The organism is Streptomyces sp. NPDC096079, assembly GCF_040303145.1.
Lineage (GTDB): Bacteria > Actinomycetota > Actinomycetes > Streptomycetales > Streptomycetaceae > Streptomyces.
Map to the genome: position 1 here is coordinate 1 of NZ_JBEOST010000023.1, position 20,089 is coordinate 20,089.

Genomic DNA, 20,089 nt, shown 5'->3' on the forward strand with positions numbered 1-20,089 from the left:
AGGAGGCCGGCCATGGCCGAGCAGACCACCACCACCCCCGCCGTCGACTTCGCGGCCGAGGTCAACACCCACGACGTCGCCGAGCTCACCCTCGGGCGTCAGGTCTTCAACGACTCCGACAAGGACAACTACTTCGAGGGCTGAGCCGCCCCGGCGTCACGCGAATCCGGGGGTCGTCGCACTGCGGCGGCCCCCGGGCTCGTTTCCGGAACCGAGGAGGAGGCAGAGAGATGGAAGAGCAGTGGCTTGCCGCCGGACCAACGGCGGAGAGCAGCGGTATCGGTGTCGCCGGCCTCGACGGCGTCCGCACCGGCGCCGGGGCCCGGGTGCGCGGCGCGGCTGAGGGCGCCGCTGCCGTCGCGGTCATCGGGGACTGCCCGGTGGGCGAGAAGGAGCTGCACGGCGCGCTCGCAGCCGTGCGGGCGGGACGGTGGGAGGAGCTGACGGGCTGGCCGGGCTCGTACTGGGTGATCGCCGGGAACGAGCGCGAGCGGTTCGTCTGCGGGGACCTGGCCGGGCGTCGGCCGATCTACTACACCGTCGACGGAACGTGGACGACCAGCCTTCGCCGTATCGGGAAGCCGCTCACGGCCGACCTGACGCTGGCGGCCGCGAGGATCGTCGCCGGAAGCGACCACTGGCCCGGCCGCAGCCCGTACGAGCAGATCAGTGTGGTGCCGGGCGGCTGCGGCCTGCTGCTCCGTACCGGGCAGGCGCCGCAGCTCGTCGACGTCGCCGCGATCAAGCCGGTCGAGGACCTGCAGTCCGGTGCCGCACGGTTCGGATCCGCACTCACCGAGGCCGTTCAGTACCGGGTGAGCGCTGCTGGGGCGACGGTGGGCGCGGACCTGTCGGGAGGTCTCGACTCCTCTGCGGCCGTCGTCCTCGCCTCCCAGGTCGGCCGGGTGCACGCGGTCACATACACCGACGGCTACACCAGCGCCGAGGACGCCTCCTTCGCCGCCCGGATTGCCGAGCACAGCGACATCGAGCACACCATCGCGCACGGTACCGACGAGGACTTGCCCTTCTCCTTCCCCGTCGGCCAGCCGACCGGCCTGGAGCCGGCCATGGGTGCCGCCCTGTTCGACATGGACCGCACCTACCTCGCCCCCGTGGCAGGCCGGCCGCTTCACCTGACCGGGCACGGCGGCGACGTCGTCCTGGACGCGACCTCCTCGATATGGGTCCGTCTCCTCCAGGACGGCGAGCGCCGCGCCGCGCACCGCCAGGTCGTCGCCTTCGCCCGGCTGCGGAACATGGCGCCGGGCCCCTTCTGGAAGAGCCTGCGGGAGACCGCCGCGCTCGGCCGGACCGGCGTACTGGGCAGGGCCGTGGAGCAACTGGAGAAGAAGCCGGCGCGGCCCGCGCAGGACGCGATGGGCTGGTCCTGGTGCCGCCTGGGCGCGGCCGCGTCCTGGCTGACCCCCGACGCGCGTACCCAGGTGGCCGCGCTGCTCCGGCAGGCCGCCGCCGACACCTCCCAGCCGGAGCGGGCCGACGAGTTCGACCAGTGGTCCGCGCTCCGCTTCACCGGCGCGGCCGCGCGCGCCTGGGAACCCTACGCGGACGCCCTCGGGGTCCGCCCCGTCTACCCGTACCTCGACAACACCGTGGTCCGCGCCGCGTTCGCCGTGCCCCCGGCGGCGCGCCGCGGCCTCTACACCTTCAAGCCGCTGCTCTCGGCGGCCCTGCCCGATCTGCCCGACTGGCTGCTCGGGCGCCGCTCGAAGGGCTCCTTCACCGCCCAACGGGTCGTTGCCTTCCAGCGGCACCGCGCCCGGCTGGGCGACCTCCTCACCGTCAGCCCCCTGATCACCGCCGGTCTGTTCGACCACGCGGCCGTGACCGGCACCCTCGACCAACTCGGACAGGGCCGGACTCCGATCGGAGCCGCGGACATGCACCAGATGCTGACGGCCTCCTGGTGGCTCACCGGCACCCACACCCCTGCGGAGGCATCGTGCTGACGCCGGCCGGCCACATCCACTACGCCACCGACGAGCACGGGATCGTGCTCCTCGACGTTCGCGCCGCGAAGTGGTCGATGCTCAGCCCCGACGTCTCCCGGATCTGGCAGGCGATCGTCACCAACGGCACCACCAACGGCACCACCAACGGCACCACCAACGGCCTCGCCGACGAGCTCGCGATCCCCACCGGCCGCGACCCGCACGCCGTGCGCCAGGGCATCGACAACCTCGTGAACCAGTGGAAGCGGGACGGGCTCCTCGTCGACCCCACCCGCGCCCCGCGCCGCAGGTGGTGGAAGCGATGACCCAGATGGTCCCCGCCCCGCTGGACACCCCCACCCTGCCCGAGCGGGCCATCGCCGCTGCGGGGCTTGCGCTCTCCCTCGCGCTCGGCCGCTTGCCGCTGAGGCACCGCATCGCCGCCGTCCGCGCCCTGCACCGCCTCCCGCACGCCCCCCGCGGACAGGTCGCCCGGCTCGACACGGCCGTACGCCACATCACCCCCACGTGGTGGCCGGGACGAATCGCGTGCCTGGAGATCAGTCTCGCGACCGTCCTCGCAACCGCTCTCACCGGCCGCCGCGCCTCCTGGGTCCTCGGGGCCCGCCGACTGCCCGACGCCGCACACGCCTGGGTCGACACCGCCGAGGGACCCGTCGGCCACGACGTCGGCGACGGCGCGGACCGGCCCTACACCCGCGTCCTGTCCGTCCCCTAGGACGCTCACAAACGGCTGTGGTCCGGCGAGACATGCCTCCGTCTCCCCGGACCACGGCTCCCCGATCGGGTGAACTTCGTAACGCGAAGTTGACGGCCTGATTGTCTGACCGGCCCCGATGTGCACATGCCTCCGACAATCACGTTGCCTCACCCCGCCACGACGCGCGTTCCTAGGCCCGTGAGTTCTACCGCCACCATCGCACCGGCCGCCGTCGGTCAGCCTCCCGTCATGCGTATGGCCTCCGACCGGTACCAGGACGCCAACGCGACAATGTCGACCTGGGCCATTGCCCGCCGCCTGCCGAAAACCCTCGGCGAAGCCGTCCGGCTGGGCTGGGCCACCGACCACCGCGCCGTCCTGACCCTCGCGGCCTGCCAGATCGCCGCCGCCCTGCTCACCGCCACCGCGCTCGCCGCGACCACCCACGTGCTCGCCGGCCTGTTCACCGGCACCGGCGTACTCGCCGGGCTCCAGGATCGTGCCGGAGCCCTGACCCTCCTTTGCCTCGCCTTGTGCGCCCGCTACGTCTTCGACGCCACCACCCGGGCCGCCGCCGCCCGCCTGGCCCCGCAGGTCGTCCGGGAAGCCGACCTCCGCGTCATCGCCGCCTCCACCGCGGCCGAACTCGCCGCGTACGAGGACCCCGACTTCGAAAACGCCCGCCAAGCCGCCTCCGACGGAGCCGACAAAACCCGCGACCTCATCATCGACGCCCAGCTCCTCACCTCCGCCGCCGCCCAGATCGTCGCCGCGGCCGCCGTCGTCGCCGTCCTGCACCCCGCCGTCCTCGGCCTGCTCCTGCTCGCCGCCGCCCCCTGCGCCTGGGGCGCCGTACGCGCCGCGCGGATCGAGCACGACGCGCACCACCGCAACCTCGGCGACTCCCGCCTGCGCAACGTCTTCCGCTCCTACACCACCGAGCACACCACCGCCGACGAGGTCCGAGCCGGCACCATGGCCGACTTCCTCACCAGCCAGTACCGGATCATCTCCAGCCGCCTGGAAGCCGAACAGCTCACCGCCACCCGCAAGGCCCTCACCGTCCGCGGCATCGGCGACGCCCTCACCGCACTCGCCACCGCCGCCGCGTGGGCCGCGCTCATCCTGCTCGTCTCCACCGGCCGCATCGAACTCGCCGCCGCCGGCGCCGCAGCCCTGGCCCTGCGCACCGCCTCCGCCGCGCTCGGCACCACCGTGCGCGCCGGGGCCGGCCTCTTCCGCACCTCGCTCGCCGTCGGCGACTGGCACCACTTCCTCGCCGTCGCCGGGCCCTGGACCGCCCGCCGCGGAACCGCCCGGATCCCGGAGACCGGACCCGAGGTGATCAGCGTCAACGACGCCGCCTTCACCTACCCGGGCACCGACCGGCCCGCGCTCACCGGAATCAGCCTCGACCTCAAGCGCGGCGAGGTCATCGCACTCGTCGGCGAGAACGGCTCCGGCAAGACGACCCTGGCCAAGCTCCTCACCGGCCTCTACCTGCCCACCAGCGGAAACGTCCACTGGGACGGCATTGACCTCGCGACCGCGGATCCGGCCACCGTGTACCCCCACATCGGGCTCGTCCCGCAGGACTACACCCGCTGGCCGCTCGACGCCCGCTCCAACGTCCACCTCGGCCAGCCCCGCCCCGAAGGTGACCCCGCCATCCATGCCGCGGCCGAAGCATCCGGCGCCGACGCCGTCCTCGCCCAGCTCCCCGACGGTCTCAACACCTCCCTGGCTCGGTCCTGGTGGGGCGGACACGACCTCTCCGGCGGCCAGTGGCAGCGCATCGCCATCGCCCGCGCCTTCCACCGCGACGCCCCCGTCCTCGTCATGGACGAACCCACCGCCGCCCTCGACGCCCGCGCCGAACACCGCATCTTCACGCGTCTCAAGCGCCTCGCCGCCGGTCGGGCGACCCTCTTCATCACCCACCGTCTCGCCAACGCACGCCTCGCCGACCGCATCGTCGTCCTCGAAGGAGGCCGCATCATCGAGAGCGGCACGTACGAGGAGCTCGTGGGACGCGGCACCGACTCGGAGTTCTACAAGCTGCTCCAACTGCAGGAGAACGGAGACTGACCGGCGGGGCTGGTGGGGGCGTAGTTCTCCGTTGAGGTGTCACAAAAATTGCTCGTTGACGTTTGGGAGGGAAAGGGGTTGCGGCTTGTGTCAACCCCGCACTGAACCGGAGGAACGGTGACGACCGCGACAGCTCCCCTCTCGCCCAAGAACCGTGCGTACCTGCAGGAGAGCCTGTTCGCCTGGCTCGAGCCCGAGACAGCGGCAGCGCCTGCCCCTGCGCCGCGCAGCGAGCCCATCCCCGCCCCCCTGCCCATGGGAAGGGCAGCAACGCGGACGCTCTACGAATCCACCCCTGGTGGGCCGCCGGCTTCCCCCGGTCAGGCGCGGCCGCGCGAGCCTCTCCCCGCCCCCACGGCCGTGCAGGCGCCCGCCAAGGCCGCCCCGGCAGAGCCGACGAAGGCGCCCGAGCCGACGAAGGTAAACGACCTCTCCCACGTGTGGGTCGTCGCCGCAGAGGTGGAGGTCACCCCGCGGATCGCAAGCATCGCCGACTTCCGAGGCAGCTTCAAGGCCGCCGAGGGGCAGCGCGTCGAAGCCCTCGAGGTGTACTGCAGGGGCTGCCGCCGCCCGTACGACGAGGTCCGCGGCAACGACTGCGCTGCCAAGGTCGACAACACCCACCTGATCGGCGGCGACCAGTCCCAGCGCGCGAAGCGGAAGGTCGTCACCCCTCCCCCGAACGCCCGCATCATCCCGGGCGCCACGATCAACCGCCGCGGCATCGGCGCCTACATGTCCGGAGTCTCCCGCCCCAAGAGCTGACCGCGCGACAGTAGCGCCGCCCGCTGTCCATGGTGCGCGGCGTGACTACTCAGCGAACCTCCAGGGCCCTGGCCCGCGAAGCGGCCGGGCTGTGCCTCACCCCCCTTGGCGTGCTCGGTGTCCTCGTGGCGCTGGGCTCACTCCACTGGGCTGCCGGCCTGTCCGCCGCCATGGGCGGGGTCCTCGCCGCCGCCGTCCTGCTCCCCCCTCAGCCCGACGCGTCCCGCCAGGCCCACGTGGTGCGCTGGGCGGCCGGCCTCACCGGATACGGCGGCCTCACCGGCTGCGCCTTCGCCCTGTGCGCGCCCGTGGGATGGATCGGTGTCTCCCTGGCCGTGACCGCCGCAGGCTGGTGGCTCGCCACCAGCCAAGCCGTTGAGGGGGCCTGATGCCGCGCCAGTTCCTCCCCACTCTCCGGGGGCTCTTCGCGCCCAGGGACGTCGAGATGGCGTCCTCCCCCGTCGAGACGAAGGACCTCATCGCCGGGGGCGTCTACACGTCGATGTCGTACGCCGGGGTCACCAACGTGTGGGGCACCCCAGGCCGGGCGGCCGGCTGGGACCTCGAGCGCGTGATCTCGGAAGGCTATGAGCGCTCCATCTGGACCTTCAAGAGCGTCGAGGCGATCAGCAAGCACGCCTCCACCCTCCCCGTGCAGATCGGTCGCGGCGGCGACGAGCGCGAGTTCGACGAGGTCCTCGAGGACCACCCGCTCCTGCGGCTGCTGAACAAGCGGGCCAACCCCCAGGAGACCGGCGACGTCTTCAAGAAGCGCCTCAGCGCCCAGTTGCTGCTCAGCAAGAAGGGCGCGTTCATCGAGAAGACCAAGAGCCGCGCCGGCGTCCTGGTCCGGCTCGACCTGCTCCCGCCGGACCGAGTCGAGGTCATCCCCGACGACGAGAACGCCTCGTACGTGAAGCACTTCCAGTTCACTGACTACCGCGGCCGCGTTCACGAGCTTCCGCCGGAAAAGGTCATCTGGATCCGGGACCCGCACCCAACGGACCCCTTCTGTGGCGTGACTCCGCTCGAGGCAGCCGGCCTGTCCGTCGACCTGGACGTGAAGGCCCGCACCTACAACATCAGCTTCATCGACAACGACGGCCGCCCCGGCGGGATCGTCGGCATCGACCTGGACGGCGTCGACTCCGGCGAGGTCGACCGGATCCAGCGCCGTCTCGCCCCCGGCGCGCACAACGCCGGGCAGCTCACTCTCGTCGGAACCGGGCCGGGTGGCGTCTCCTACGTCGACACCTCTGCCCGCCCGCGCGAGATGGCGTACGAGACGCTCTCCACCACCTCGAAGAACGAGATCCTCAGCGCCTTCGGTGTGCCCGAGTCGGTCATCGGCAACGCGTCCGAGCGGACGTACGCGAACGCCGACCGCGAGGAGTACAACTTCTGGCGCCACACCGAGCTGCCCCACCTCAACCTGATCGCCTCCGCGTTCGACCCGGACCTATCCGACGACTGGGTCATCCGCTTCGACACCAGCGGCATCGAGGCCCTGGAGTTCCCCCGCCGCCAGGCCCGGGAGGAAGCCCGCAAGGAGTTCGAGGCCGGGCTGATGACGATCGACGAGTACCGAAAGATCGCCGGGCGGCCCCTCTTCAACACCCCCCAGTCCCGGGCCCTGTGGATCTCCCCGCAGAAGGCGCCGGTGCCCGCCAACGACCAGGACGCGGCCGCGCTCGGCCTCGCCCCCGAGCCGGGAGCCGGCGGCGAGCTCGGACCCGGCCCGGACCCGGCCCTGCCCGCAGGCGAGGGCTCCGCAGCGGCGGCAGTGGCCGAAGCTCGCTCCCTCGACCCGGGCCCGACCGCCGCGGACGATGTCGCCCTCGCCCGCGGGCAGGCACCGCTCGAGCTCCCCGCGGCCCCGGGCGCACCGGCAGCCGCCGACGTCGCACGCGCCCGCACGGAGGCGTCCGCGCCTCCGGCCCCGGGTGATGCCGCCGACGACGTCGCACGGGCCCGCACCGCGACCGTGGAGCCCGGCCGGGGGCCCGCGGCCGACGACGTCGAGGCCGCCCTCGCCCGGCCTGAGACGAAGTCCCTGCGACCGACCGGATTCGAGGTCACCGACGACGACTTCGACGCCCTGTCCATGGCCGTTCAAGCAGCCCTGACGGCTCTTCTGGCGCGGCAGGCCGGTGTCATCGCCGCCCGGCTGCGGGCGCCGAAATCCAGGAAGCACACCCGCTTCTGGACCCCGGAGAACGAGCAGGACACACGCGGCGGCGAGGCGAATCTCGACGAGGACCGCCTCGTCGGCGCTGCCCGCTGGGCGGAGGAGACCACCAACACCCTCGCGCCGATCCTGCAGCAGGCAGCGACCACCACCGCCCGCAATGTCAGCCGCGCCCTCACCGGCAACGACTCGGCGCCCCCGGCAGCCGTTGCTGCTGCCCTCGTCTCCGCCATGTACGCCGGCGAGGCCGTGGCCGCCCTCCTCGGCGACCTGGCTGAGGAACTGCGCACCCTGCAGACCAGAACGGACCTTGAGCTGGAGGACCTGGAGCAGGCAGTCAGCCAGTTCTACGCGACCTCCTCACCGGCGCTGATCGCCAACGTCGCCGAAGCGTGCGCCGTGTCGACCGTCAACGGTGCCGCTGACGCCGCGGCTGAGAGCGCCGGCCCCGGGGTCGTCCGGACATGGGTCACGCGCCAGGACGACCGCGTACGGCCCGCGCACAAGGCACTGCAGGGCAAGACGCTGCCGGCAGGAACGCCGTACGAGATCTCTGGCGCTCAGCTCCGCTACCCCGGCGACCCCTTCGCCCCCATCGGCCTGACGGTGAACTGCCGCTGCCGTCTCCACTACGACACCGACCCCGAGGAGTAACCCATGTGGCCTGCCATCTGGATCGCCTGGACCCTGGCCTTCGCGGTTGCCGAGGCTGTTGCCCTGGCGAACCGGCGCGACGAGGACACCCTTTCCGAGAACGTCCGGCGCCTGTTCCGCACCCGCACCAGCAAGGCCGGGCGAGCGATCTTCGCGGTTGGCTGGTTCGGGTTCAGCGCCTGGTTCGCCATTCACATCCTGACCGAGACCATGTGAGACATGGGCGGCAGGCCTCTTGCCCAATTGGGCAAGAATGATCTTGAACAGTAGGGGCGCAGCTCAGCACGCGACGATAGCCGCCCCGGGTGTGCATCGTCCGCGCATGCTGAATCGTCCCGACGCTGCCCGAGCTGAGTTGCAGGCCCAGAGTGGCCTCGAGACCAAGGCCGCCCGCCGCAAATGGAACCCTGCCCTGCACCCGCGCGACAGCAAGGGCCGCTTCATCGAGACGGGCGGAACGGTTCGCTTGTGGGGAGGCAAGCTCGCCCGCGTCGTCCGCGCGCTCCCCAACGACCGCATCCTCGTCCAGGACCAGAGCGGCCCGAACGAGTTCCGCGGCCGTCGCCACACCACCAGCGCCAAGTGGGTCAGCATGGTGGCCCGCCCCGACGGCACCGCGCCCACCGACAACGAGCAGAAGGTCCAGGAAGAGGACGCGCGCCGTCTCAAGAACCCGAGCCGTGGCAACGGTGCGGCACTCGATGACGACGGCGACCCGACCACCCCCAACGACCCCCACGACGTCGACGACCAGGGGCGCCCGATCGGCGTCGACGGCCCCGACGGTCCTCCAGACGACGACGATGAGGACGAGCCTGCCGACGGCCGACTGCCCGTCAACGTTGCCGCGCTGCCGAACAAGCGCCACAACGGAGACGGCCGCTTCGACGACATCGCAGCCGTCCGCCAGCATTTCCTCGACCTCGCCGACGCCCCGGGCCAGAGCACGGACATGGCGGAGTTCCTGCGCTTCGCCGCAGGTCGCGACGACCTGCAGACCACCGACGACGGCCGCCTCGTCATCCTGATGGACCTCCAGCGCGGTGGCTGGTACCTGACCGCCGCAGGCACTGGCCAGCGCATGAACACGGCCGGCACCTTCGACACCCCGCAGCACGCCGCCCGGTTCGCACGCCACCTCGAGCGCACCGCGCCCACGGACGGCTCACAGACAGCGTTCAACTCCGGCTTCGACTTCTCCGACCCTGACCTCGACACCGTCGCCAAGACGTGGCGCTCAAGCCAGGGCGAGAACATCGCGGCCGCCATCAAGCGGGCCCGTACGGAGTTCAGCAACGGCACGCCCCCGGCCGCCCGCGCCCCCAAGGCGGACAGCACCCCGGAGCCCGAGGCGCAGCCCCTCGAATACGACTGGGCCCCCGAAAACCTGATCACCGTCAGCATGCCTGCGGCGGTCGCGGAGTACGCCTTCCCGGACGGTGAAGCGCCCGAGCATGAGCCCGACATCCGCAAGGCGTACGACGACGCGAAGCGCGGCCGCACTGGCGTCCTCAAGATCACCGCTCCTGTCGAGGTGCACGAACTGCTCATCGACCGGTCTTCTGTCCTCGCTGGCGACGGCGCGGACGCGACACCTGCCGAGACCCGCGGGTACAGGAAGTACATCAAGGACGTCGACACCGCCGCGCAGGAGCAGCGCGCGCGACGTGCCGAGCAGAACACCCCCGAGCCGCCGCCCGCCGCCCCGGCCGCCCAGCCCACGGCGAAGAACGGCGACACCGTCAACCTCACCCCCGACGAGGTCAACGAGCCTGCGGCCGCCGCCCGTGCCGCCAAGGCCCCGTCCGCCATGGGCAACAGCGAAATCCGCGACGAGATCGTCTCCCTGATGGAGAAGGAGATGGCCGACGGCGGGCTGTCCGGCGTCGACCGCACCCGCATGACTGTCCTCGAGGCCGAGGAGGCACGACGCGCCGGTCGAAAGCCGAAGGAAGAGCCGAAGCCGAAGGCGAAGACTCCCACCGAGGAGCCGGGCGGGCTTTTCGACGCGGAGCCCGACCAGCAGCAGCGCCACGTTCCCGACCCGAACAACCCCCACGACGTCGCCGACGACGCGTTCGGCACCCCTGACCTGTTCGCGGCCGCCGAGGGCCGCGACACCAGCCGTCTCCGCCCCGTGCAGACCCGCGCCCCGCAGGACTTCCAGCAGGGCGACCGGTTCGTCGACACCGACGGCCGCACGCACACCGTGGCGCAGGCCCCGATCCGCACCGGTCGTGGCCGCATCCGTGTCGTGGACGAGGACGGCCGGGAGCACTTCCTCAGCCCCGACACCGAGCTGCGTGTCCTGGCTCCCGACGAGGCCGCCCCGGCAGTCCCGGACGCCACCCCCACGTCGGACGGCCCGGATGACGTCCCCGAGGGCGACACTCCGACCCCGGAGAACACCGACGCACCGGAAGCGGACAGCACGGCGCCGGAGGACACCGACGTCCCCGAGAACGCTGCCGAGCCGGCCGACACCGCGGCGGTTGACGACCAGGTCGTCATCGACCACAGCGGCACGGGCACCGTCGTGCGCTTCCCCACGCCCAACGGAACGGTCACCGACGGCGAGTTCGCCGCGCTGCGCAGCCTCGGCTTCAAGGCGAGCCGAGACCGGTCGAAGCCGCGGTTCTTCTACCTGCCCAGCAACATGACCCTGTCGCTCCGTGAGGACCGGGTGCGCCGCCTCAAGGAGTGGCTGGACGGCCGGAGCATGGCCTACCAGTCCCCGAAGGAGACCACCGAGCGCCCGGAGCTCTCCACCGAGCAGCTCGCCCAGCTCGAGGGCCGCCACATCGCACCCGTGGGCACCTGGGCACTGACCGACTTCCAGCCTGGCGACGAGGTATGGACCGGCCTGTCCTGGGACACCGTCGACTCGCTCGGGCCGAAGAACATCCGGCTGCAGTCGCGTGGTTCCGTGCCGTACGACCGGATCCTCGCCCGCCGCCGCGGCGGCGAGATCCGCACCATGCTCGACACCCCGGCCGACGACGGCACCCCGCGCCCGGGAACCGATGACCCGAACTACCTGCGTGACGAGCAGATCGCCGCCGAGCTCGACCATCTGCGCGCCGCCACCCTGCCGGACGGCTCCGACCCCACCTCCAAGGCTGTCCGTCGCCAGGTTGCCGCTCGTATCCGCCAGCTCGACGAGACCCGCGGCCAGCGGGCCTACGCCCGGCGCCGTGCCGAGTCGGACCGGCGCGACCGGTCCGCGTTCGTCCGCGACCCGGCCCGTCTCGCCGCGAAGAAGGGCGAGCAGGTCCAGGGCCGCGATGGTGCGCTCATCGGCGCCGTCTACCAGGAGAAGAAGGGAAAGTGGACCTTCGCAGACCGCGACGGCCGCGTCCCGGGAAGCCGCGGCACCGTCACCACCTACACGAGCCGCGCCGCCGCCATCACGGCACTCAACAAGCACACCGACTTGCGCAACGACCGCTCTGGCGAGGGCTGGAAGTACACCGCCTGGGACGACGTCCAGGCCGGTGACACGATCCGCCTGCCCGAGCTGGGTCGCACCGATAACCGCCGTGTCATCACCGGCTGGTCCGAGCCCTTCGAGGTCTCCCAGATCAGCCGCGGCGAGAACGGCCAGATCATCCTCGCCGGCCGCCGCGGCGACGAGGACGTCGAGCTCGAGGTTCCCCACACCGACGCCACCTTCGGCGCCACGAAGCCGGGCACCGTCCCGGAGCGCGAGCGCAGCGCCGCGGGCGACGGCATGCCGTGGCAGCAGATGACCCCGAACGACTTCGGCCGGGACGAGCGGCCGACCCCGGCCGGAGACCAGAACGCGCCGCGTCCGGCCGATGAGTTCGGCACGCCGGACCTCTTCGACAACGGCACCCCGGACACTCCCGAGGCGGCCCCGGAGGCGCCGGAGGCGGCCCCGGAAACGCCGGCCCTTCCGCGCAACGAGAACGAGACTGCCCGCGCGATCCGCGACCGGCTCCCCGACCTCCCCCCGCTGCCGAAGCTCACGGGCCTCAACCGACAGGACAAGGACACCGTCCGCCGCATCCGCGGCGACTACGCCAGGATTCTGGAGTCCCTCAACGGCATCGTCGCCGAGAACCCGCCGACTGGTGACGCCCGCGAGGACCTGCGCCGCGTCCGCGAGAACCTCGACTACATCGCCGAGCGGCTCACCAGCCAGCTCCTGCCCGACTCCGAGCAGGCGCGGACCGCGCAGGCCAGCCTGTACGACCTCGGCCAGGACCTCGACAGGATCATGTCGGCGCTGCCCGAGCGCACCCCGCAGCCTCAGGGAGACGGCCCCAACGGCGGCACCCTGTTCCGCCCGTGGGACCTCCAGGACGGCGACCTGGTCCGCTTCGACGCAGTCAGCCCCAGCTACCGCTCCGGCGGCCTAGCGCCGTACTTCGGTAGCTTCCGCAGCTCGTCCACCTCGTCCGGCGACCACGGCAGCACGTTGGTGACCTACCAGGGCCGCGAGTGGAACGACGACCGCCAGCAGTGGGAGCCGAAGATCTCCCAGGACACCGTCATCATGCCGCCCCGTGGGCTCGTCGAGCGATTCACCGAGGAGGAGTGGGACGCCTGGCGCCGCCCGCAGCAGTCTCAGGAGGCTCCCGAGGCCCCGAAGGCACCGCCGGCGCCGATCGGTGCCGCGTCGCCCCGCTCGATGAGCAACGAGGAGATCGAGGCCGAGCTCGAGGCTCTGCAGGCGTGGCAGGACCAGCACGTCAGCTCTGCAGGCGAGGGCCCGCGTGTTGAAGGCAACCGCATGCTCGCGATCATGCCGGTCGGAAACCGCCGGGGTGACCTGTGGGAGGAGCAGCGTCTCCGGGCGGCCGCGCGCCGCGACCAGGAGAGGAAGGAGAAGGCGAAGCAGGAGCGCGCCGCTGCCCTGGCGCGCACCGAGATCGGCCAACGGAACGGGGATGGGTCCTATCCGATCTCCGTCGACGGCAACGAGGCCGGCACCGCGCGGCGCCTCGGTCGCGAATGGTCGTGGACCAACACCGACGGCGACACGGCCCCCGAGCTCTATGGCAGCCGTACCGAGGCTGCCGTCGCCTTGGTCGGCAACGTCGATATCCGGCGGAAGAACGCGGCCGAGCGGGACCGCGGGTCAAGCAGCGACGCCAGCCGCTCGCACGACGACCGAGCCGGCCGGGCCCGGAGTGTTTTCGACGAAGGCATGAACGTCGTCGGCGGCGAATCCCTGCCTGAGATGCAGGAGCTCGACGACCGTCTCGGCCGCGCCGACACCAGCGACGACCAGGACGCGGAGCTTCGCGACGTCGCCGACCGTATGGACGAGCTCGCCGAGCAGTACGAGCTTGCCGGACCGCAGGGCGAGCTCGCGGCCGACCGATTCCGCCAGGCTGCCCGCATCGCGCGCGGCGAGGAGGACGACCGCCGCGACAACGACCAGTCGGACGACGGCAGCGAGAAGACCGACACTCCGGTGGACGGCGACGAGCAGCAGAGCGACGCCCAGCGCGACGAGGAGAAGGAGGACGGCCAGGAGGACGACGAAAGCCGCCGTCAGCGCCGCGACGGTGACGCCGACAGCGCTGGTCCGGACGGGGAGCCGGACGGTGGCGGGGCTGGCACGCCCGAGGGACCTGACAAGGACGAGGACGTCGAGGACGACCCGGAGGGGGAGCAGGGCGACGATCCGGAAGACGACGACGAGAAGCGGCGCAGGCGGCGCCGTCGCCGCCGTGACGGTGGTGGCAACGGCGGCCCCGGCGGTGGCGGTCCCGGCGGGCCCGGCCTGCCGCACCTGAACCTGCCGGACTTCGACGGCCCCAGCCCGACCGGCGGTGCCGGAGACGGCGGTGCCGATGCAGGTGACCGAGGCAGCGGCCGACGTCACCCCGACACGGACTCCCTGCGTAGCGCCTGGAGGAACGGCGAGGGGCTCTCCCCGGCCGAGGACACCCCCGAGCGACGCGCCCGCCTGGCCGACCTCGCGGACCGGGAAGGTCTCGCCTTGTCGCCCGACGGCGGCCTGGCGACGTACCCGGAGACGCAGGGCGATGGCACGACGCTGTGGCGGTTCACACAGGCCCGCAACGGCAGCGGCCTGCCCGGCATCACCCTGACATCCGACAACCCCGACGAAGCACTGGAGCTCGCCGGACGGTTCGAGGACCTCACCGACCCCAATGGCGACCCGTTCGAGTGGCACCAGGTGTGGGACTCGGGAATGGTCGCCGCCTGGCGGGACAGCGAAGGCCGCAGCCTGCCCGAGGCTCTCCGCGCAGTGCGCGACGACTACGAGCAGGAACGCGCTGGAGCCTTCTCCCTGCCCGAGGACCTCACCGCCCTGAGCAATGACGAGCTCGAGGCAGTCGTCCTCAACGGCCTGGGCCCGGAAGACATGCAGCGGCTCATGGACGAGATGGACCGCCGCGACGACGTCGACGCGCGCGTGCGTGCAGCCGTCCCGAACACCCCGCCGGCCAATGCCGAAGAGGAAGAGGCCCGCGGCCTCGCCATGGACGAGGCGTTCAAGTTCGGCGACACCGACGTCACGCAGCCCACCGTGGCCACCCCGGGGCGTATGCGGCGTGAGTTCGACGCGCTCGACGAGGAGCGGTACCAGGCAGCCATGGACGCCACCGGCGGCCGCATGCTCAGCCCCGAGGCAGAGGAGCAGGGCGTCGACCCGCGCGCCGTGTTCTCCGGCCGGAAGTACACCAAGGCGCAGGCCCTGGAGTTGGCCTCGCCCGAACTGCGGCTCTGGATCGAGGGCGACGAGGACAAGGAGATCCCCGGCAACGGGCGGCTCACCTACGCCGGATACCGGCAGCGCGAGACGGACCGTGCCCTGTACGCCGAGTTCGCCGAATGGGACGAGGCCCGGTACCGGCTGGCCATCGACGCGACGAACGGCTACTTCCTGCGCCGCGAGTACAAGTACGGAGGCAGCGGCTTCACCGAGCGAGACCTGTTCTCTGGCGGAAATATGACGGCCCGCAACCGGTGGCGGCAGTACGCCAGCGAGGAACTGCAGGAGTGGTTCGACGCCAACGGCGGCCGCCAGACCTTCGCCGACTTCAAGCAGGCACGACGCGACGGCGCCCGTGCCGAGCGGCACCAATACGAGGAGGAGCAGAAGCGCGCCACTGAGGAGACCCCGGCCCCTGCCGCCTCGGCCGCGGACATTCCGGCCCCGGCCGGCAACTCGCGGCACGACGAGAGCGAAGAGGAGGCCGCTTTCCGCTATGGCGGCCGCGACCGCATGCAGGAGTTCGCGGACCGCGCCGAAGTGCGCCCCGGCCGCAACGCCGACACCGTGTGGCTCGACGGCCGGCAGATCGGCCACATCAGCAACATCTACCGCTCCGACTCGGACCGTGAACCGCTCTGGGACGCGACACCGTTCTTCGGCTTCGCTGCCGGTCGGAGCAGCCGATCTCGCAGCCGGGACACGGCCGTCGCCAACCTGGTTGTTCGGGCCCTGCAGGACGGGCCCGCCGATCCGGCGAACCCGAACGAGCACATGTGGGACTCCGTGAAGTCGGGCCTGGCCGGCCTGACGCACGAACTGCCGGACCTGCCGCCGCGGCTGCAGAACAGTCCGGAGGCCCGCGCCCGACACGACCGGCTCAGGGCGATGATCGACGCCTTCCGGGCCAAGGAGTCGCCCAGCGGCGACCTGCGTCAGGACCTCGTCCAGGCGCGGGACGACTTCGCGTGGCTGCGGAGCACCCTGCCTCATACCCGGAAGGGCGGCCCGCAGCGGAACGCGCTGGACGACCTCGACCACCGTGTCCACGTGGCCCACCACTTGCTGGACGGTTTCGGGCCGGACAGCGACCTCGAGCGCCCCCGCTCCAACGACCCCCAGGGAGATGACGACACAGCGACCCCCGACGTCGTTCCGACGCCGGACGTCCCCGAGGCCGCGCCGGAGCCTGCCCCGGCCCCGTCGGCGACGCCTGACCCCGAGGCGGATCCGGACCCGATCGGCGGGCAGCCCGCACACTGGGCCCGTGTCGAGGACCTCGTCCCCGGCGACATGGTCCGGATGAACGGCACCACCCGGCAGGGCCGGCGAGTCCAGCGCGCCGGGTACGTCGGCAACACCGGACCTGTGCTCGTCGACGTCACCCGCCGCGGCCGCACCGAGCAGATGTGGCGCACGTGGGTCACGGAGCACCCGGACGGCACCGGCGAGTCGGGCAACGTCTTCACGTCGGCCAACTCCACCGCGGCCCGCGCCGAGGCGCCGGACAACGTCGTGCCCGGGTCTCCGGCCAGCGGCGCCCAGTCCTCGCTCCGGTCCGGCGACCTTCCCAACCAGGTCCCCGCGGACCGCGACGGCCGCGGCCTGTTCCCGGGCAGCACCGTGAGCGACACCGGAGACCGGGAGGGCACCGTCACCGGTGCCACCGACACCACTGTCGCGGTGCGCTGGAGTGACGGGAACGATGACGCGGCGCTCTCCCCGACCACCCTCACGGTCACCGATGGGCAGCGCCCCGACGGCTGGACCCCGGAGGGCCAGCGCGTGACCCCGTCGAGCGTCGTCAGCGACTCTGACGGAGCGCTCCTCGGCCCGGTGGACGACGTCGACGGCGACGACGTCACCATCACCACGGAAGACGGGGCGATCACCCGCAGCGCGGGGGACCTCCGCGTCACTGGCGAGGTCCGTGACGAAGCCCCGGACACGGGCCCCGTGACCGGTATCGACGAGCCCGCCGCCGGCGACCTCCAGGACGGCGACGTCGTCCTCCTGGACCTCGACGGGAACCTGACCACCGTGGCGATCACCGGAACCCCGGAGCGGGACGGAGACCGCGTGACCCTCCAGTACGCCGACACCACCACCGGCGAGATCGGCGAGATCGATGTCGACGCCCGCGCCGTGCTCCCGCGCGCTCAGGGCCCCGACGGCGGCGCCCCGGACCTCGGCCCGGACGACGCCCCGGAAGCCGACGACGACCTGACCATCCACCCGCAGCCGCGCACCGTGGAGCCGGTGACCGGTCCGACTGTCGACCCGGAGCTCGACTCGAGCGACCGGGACGTCATCGGCGACCACGCCGACGGCCCGGACGACGACCCCGACGCCCACCAGGCCGCCGTACGGATCAGCAGCGACCTGCCCGTCACCCCGCAGCAGGCCGCGGCCCTCGCCGCGCAACTGCGGGCCACCGCGGACCCCTCCATGCCGGAAGGGCGGGCCGCGCTGCGTGCGGCCGACCACCTGGACCACGCGGCCGGCCGTACGCCGCCCGCCGGATTCGACCGGCCGCGCCCGTCGAACGTCGCCCGGCTGGGAGCGGGCGACCTGGTGGCGCTGCGGTCGAACAGCAGCACCGACCCCCTGCGGGTCTACCGCGTCATCGACGCGATCGACGCGCCGGGCGGGATCCGCAGCCTGCAGCTGGAGAACGAGGACGGCGTCCGGGACCACCGCATCGAGCACGGAGCCATGCCGGTCTGGCTGCTTCCCGAAGCTCAGCCGGACCCCGTCACCCCGCCCGAGCCCGACGACACCACCCCGGAGGCCCCTAACACTCCCGCAGCCCCCGCCACGCCGGACACCCCGACCACCCCTGATCTGCCTATCGCCCAAGTCCGCCCGGGAAGCCTGCGCGCCGGTGACGTCATCGACGCGCCTGTCAGCAGGACCGGCTACCAGCTCAACGGGCACCGCAAGCTGACCATCATCAGCGAGCCGCAGCGCAATGGCTGGTGGATGCAGCTCACCGGTATTGACGAGGACGGCAACGTTCACGACTTCGGCCTGCACAGTGGCCGCGCAGTGAACGTCTACGACCGCAACCGGCCCACCCCGGCCCTCCCGACGACCGGCACGCCCCGCGACCCCAACCAGGCGCCGCAGGCGGACACCGACCGCCTCGCCAGCGACCACGCCCGCAGCATGGCCGCCCGCATCATCGGCGAGGCCATCGCCGGAACCGACCCTGCCGGGGACATCCACGCCCTGCGCGAGCAGATCGCCCAGCGCCTCACCCGCGAGGCCCTGGCCGACGCCCGCCAGAGCGTCCGCCGAGACGGGATCGACGCCCTCGACGCAACGGGACTCACGGGGGACGACCGGGCGGCCGCCCTGCGCCGCCTCCGGGATGCCCGCCAGCGGGCGCACACGCAGACGGTGAAGGCCGCCCTGCGCACCATCAACGATCTTGAGCCGCTCCCCGGCGAGAGTGACGAGGACCTGGCCGCGCGCGCCCGGGACCTTCTGCGCCTCATCCCGGACCAGATCGCCAACCGCCAGCGGGCGAACGCCGGCGGCGACGCGGAGATCAACCGGGCGGTCGACGGGCACGTCGACGAGGCGGTGAACGCGCTCATGGAGCAGCTCCAGGGAGCCGGACTCGACGCGGGTGACGCCGAGCGGATCGCCCGGATCCTTGCCCAGCAGATGGGCGGATCCCGGCGGCGTACCGCCCGCCGGATCGCGTCCCGGGTTGCTGCGGCGTCCCCGGCCGCCGGCCGGGAGCCGGGCCTGCTCGCGAAGATCGTGGCGCTCTTGATCCGGCTGTCCAAGCGTCTCGTGGAGCTGGTCAAGGCCGCCGCCCGGAAGATCGCCGAGAAGTACCGCGACGCACGGGAGCGCATGGCCCGGATGCGGGCGTTCCTCGGGCGCATGGTCCAGCGCGTCCGGCAGTGGCCGGAGTCCCGCCGCCTGGCGCGCCTGCACCGCGCGGTGAACCTGCCTGATGCGGACGGCGACACGCTGGCCGCCCGGGTCTCCCACTGGGCGGGCCTCATGCCGGAGACGGGCCGGTTCGGGCAGTCGCAGCGGCGCGTCACGTTCTGGCGGCCCAGCACGTGGAGGCAGCTCGCCGCGGGCCGGCTGCCGGAGCGCTCGGACCGGATCCAGTGGACTCGGGACCGGGCGGCCGACGGCGGCCCCGGCCTCACCGGGCTCCGGCACATGGCGGCGCTGCGGGCGGCCGGCACCGACGTCGACCAGGACGTGACCCGTCGCCTGGCCGCCGTCCTCGGCGACGACTTCGGCGACAACCCGCACGACACGCTGCAGCACGCCGACGACTACATCGCCAGCAGCGAGCGGCGCCTGGTCAACCTGCAGGCAGCCCGGAGCAGCGGCACCATCCCGGACGACCCGGACCTCGAGATCGAGCTCCACGCGGCCCGTATCGAGCTCTCGGCTGCCCGCAGGGAGTACGCAGACCTCCGCGCCCGCTACGCCGCGGCAGTTCCGGACGCTGTGGCCGCCTCCCTGGGCGACATCCGCGAGATGGGCCCCCAGGGCATCAGGGCGCTCGTGTTCGGGCCGGACACCGACCCGGAAGCGGAGCGGGCCCTGCGGGGCGTGGAGAGGTTCCTGCCGCGCGCGTGGTTCAACATCCCCCAGGTCCGCGGCGTGACAGCCGTAGACGGCAGCCGGGGCCGCTACGAGCAGGAAGGACAGCGCATCACGGTCGCCGATCTCGCCGACGAGGGCCGGGGCACCGCCGGGTACGGCCTGGCGCAGCACCTCGCCCGGTACCTCGAGGACCTGGACGTCGCCCAGCGCATGTACTGGTTCAGCCGGACGCACACCGGCCGGCCCGGCGCCCGACGGATGAGGCCGAGCGCCCTGGACCGGCTCCTGCGGCGCCAGCAGACGCAACCGGAGACCGGTGACACTCTCGCCCAGTCCATTCAGGCGATGTTCAGCGGCGATTGGTACCAGGACGACGACCTGCGCGCGTTCCTCCTGGGGCTGATGGCCACGCGATAAGGAGG

At 72.4% G+C, this 20,089-nt stretch carries 9 protein-coding genes; all 9 read left to right on the forward strand.

Features of this window, described 5'->3' with window-relative positions:
- The first annotated feature begins 230 nt into the window (after positions 1–230).
- The 9 genes from ABTY59_RS31620 (at position 231) to ABTY59_RS31660 (ending at position 20,084) form a co-directional block, all read left to right on the forward strand.
- Positions 231–1,970 (forward strand): asparagine synthase-related protein, encoded by a 1,740-nt coding sequence (locus ABTY59_RS31620; protein ID WP_352022514.1) that lies wholly within the window; start codon positions 231–233, stop codon positions 1,968–1,970.
- A complete protein-coding gene (locus ABTY59_RS31625; protein ID WP_352022515.1) occupies positions 1,964–2,278 on the forward strand; it encodes a hypothetical protein in 315 nt (104 codons plus the stop codon). The genes ABTY59_RS31620 and ABTY59_RS31625 overlap by 7 nt, the downstream gene beginning before the upstream one ends.
- Positions 2,275–2,691 (forward strand): lasso peptide biosynthesis B2 protein, encoded by a 417-nt coding sequence (locus tag ABTY59_RS31630; protein ID WP_352022516.1) that lies wholly within the window; start codon positions 2,275–2,277, stop codon positions 2,689–2,691. The genes ABTY59_RS31625 and ABTY59_RS31630 overlap by 4 nt, the downstream gene beginning before the upstream one ends.
- A 231-nt stretch (positions 2,692–2,922) precedes the next feature.
- A complete protein-coding gene (locus ABTY59_RS31635; RefSeq protein ID WP_352022517.1) occupies positions 2,923–4,761 on the forward strand; it encodes an ATP-binding cassette domain-containing protein in 1,839 nt (612 codons plus the stop codon).
- Positions 4,762–5,121: 360 nt separating this feature from the next.
- Positions 5,122–5,526, forward strand: a complete 405-nt coding sequence (locus tag ABTY59_RS31640; protein WP_352022518.1) for a hypothetical protein — start codon at positions 5,122–5,124, stop codon at positions 5,524–5,526.
- 41 nt (positions 5,527–5,567) lie between these two features.
- On the forward strand, positions 5,568–5,915 hold the full coding sequence (locus ABTY59_RS31645; RefSeq protein ID WP_352022519.1) for a hypothetical protein: 348 nt from the start codon (positions 5,568–5,570) through the stop codon (positions 5,913–5,915).
- Positions 5,915–8,368 carry a phage portal protein gene (locus ABTY59_RS31650; RefSeq protein WP_352022520.1) on the forward strand — a complete coding sequence of 818 codons (2,454 nt, stop codon included), beginning with the start codon at positions 5,915–5,917 and terminating at the stop codon, positions 8,366–8,368. The genes ABTY59_RS31645 and ABTY59_RS31650 overlap by 1 nt, the downstream gene beginning before the upstream one ends.
- A gap of 3 nt (positions 8,369–8,371) precedes the next feature.
- Positions 8,372–8,584 carry a hypothetical protein gene (locus tag ABTY59_RS31655; protein ID WP_352022521.1) on the forward strand — a complete coding sequence of 71 codons (213 nt, stop codon included), beginning with the start codon at positions 8,372–8,374 and terminating at the stop codon, positions 8,582–8,584.
- Positions 8,585–8,690: 106 nt separating this feature from the next.
- Positions 8,691–20,084 (forward strand): hypothetical protein, encoded by an 11,394-nt coding sequence (locus ABTY59_RS31660; protein WP_352022522.1) that lies wholly within the window; start codon positions 8,691–8,693, stop codon positions 20,082–20,084.
- Positions 20,085–20,089: the final 5 nt, after the last annotated feature.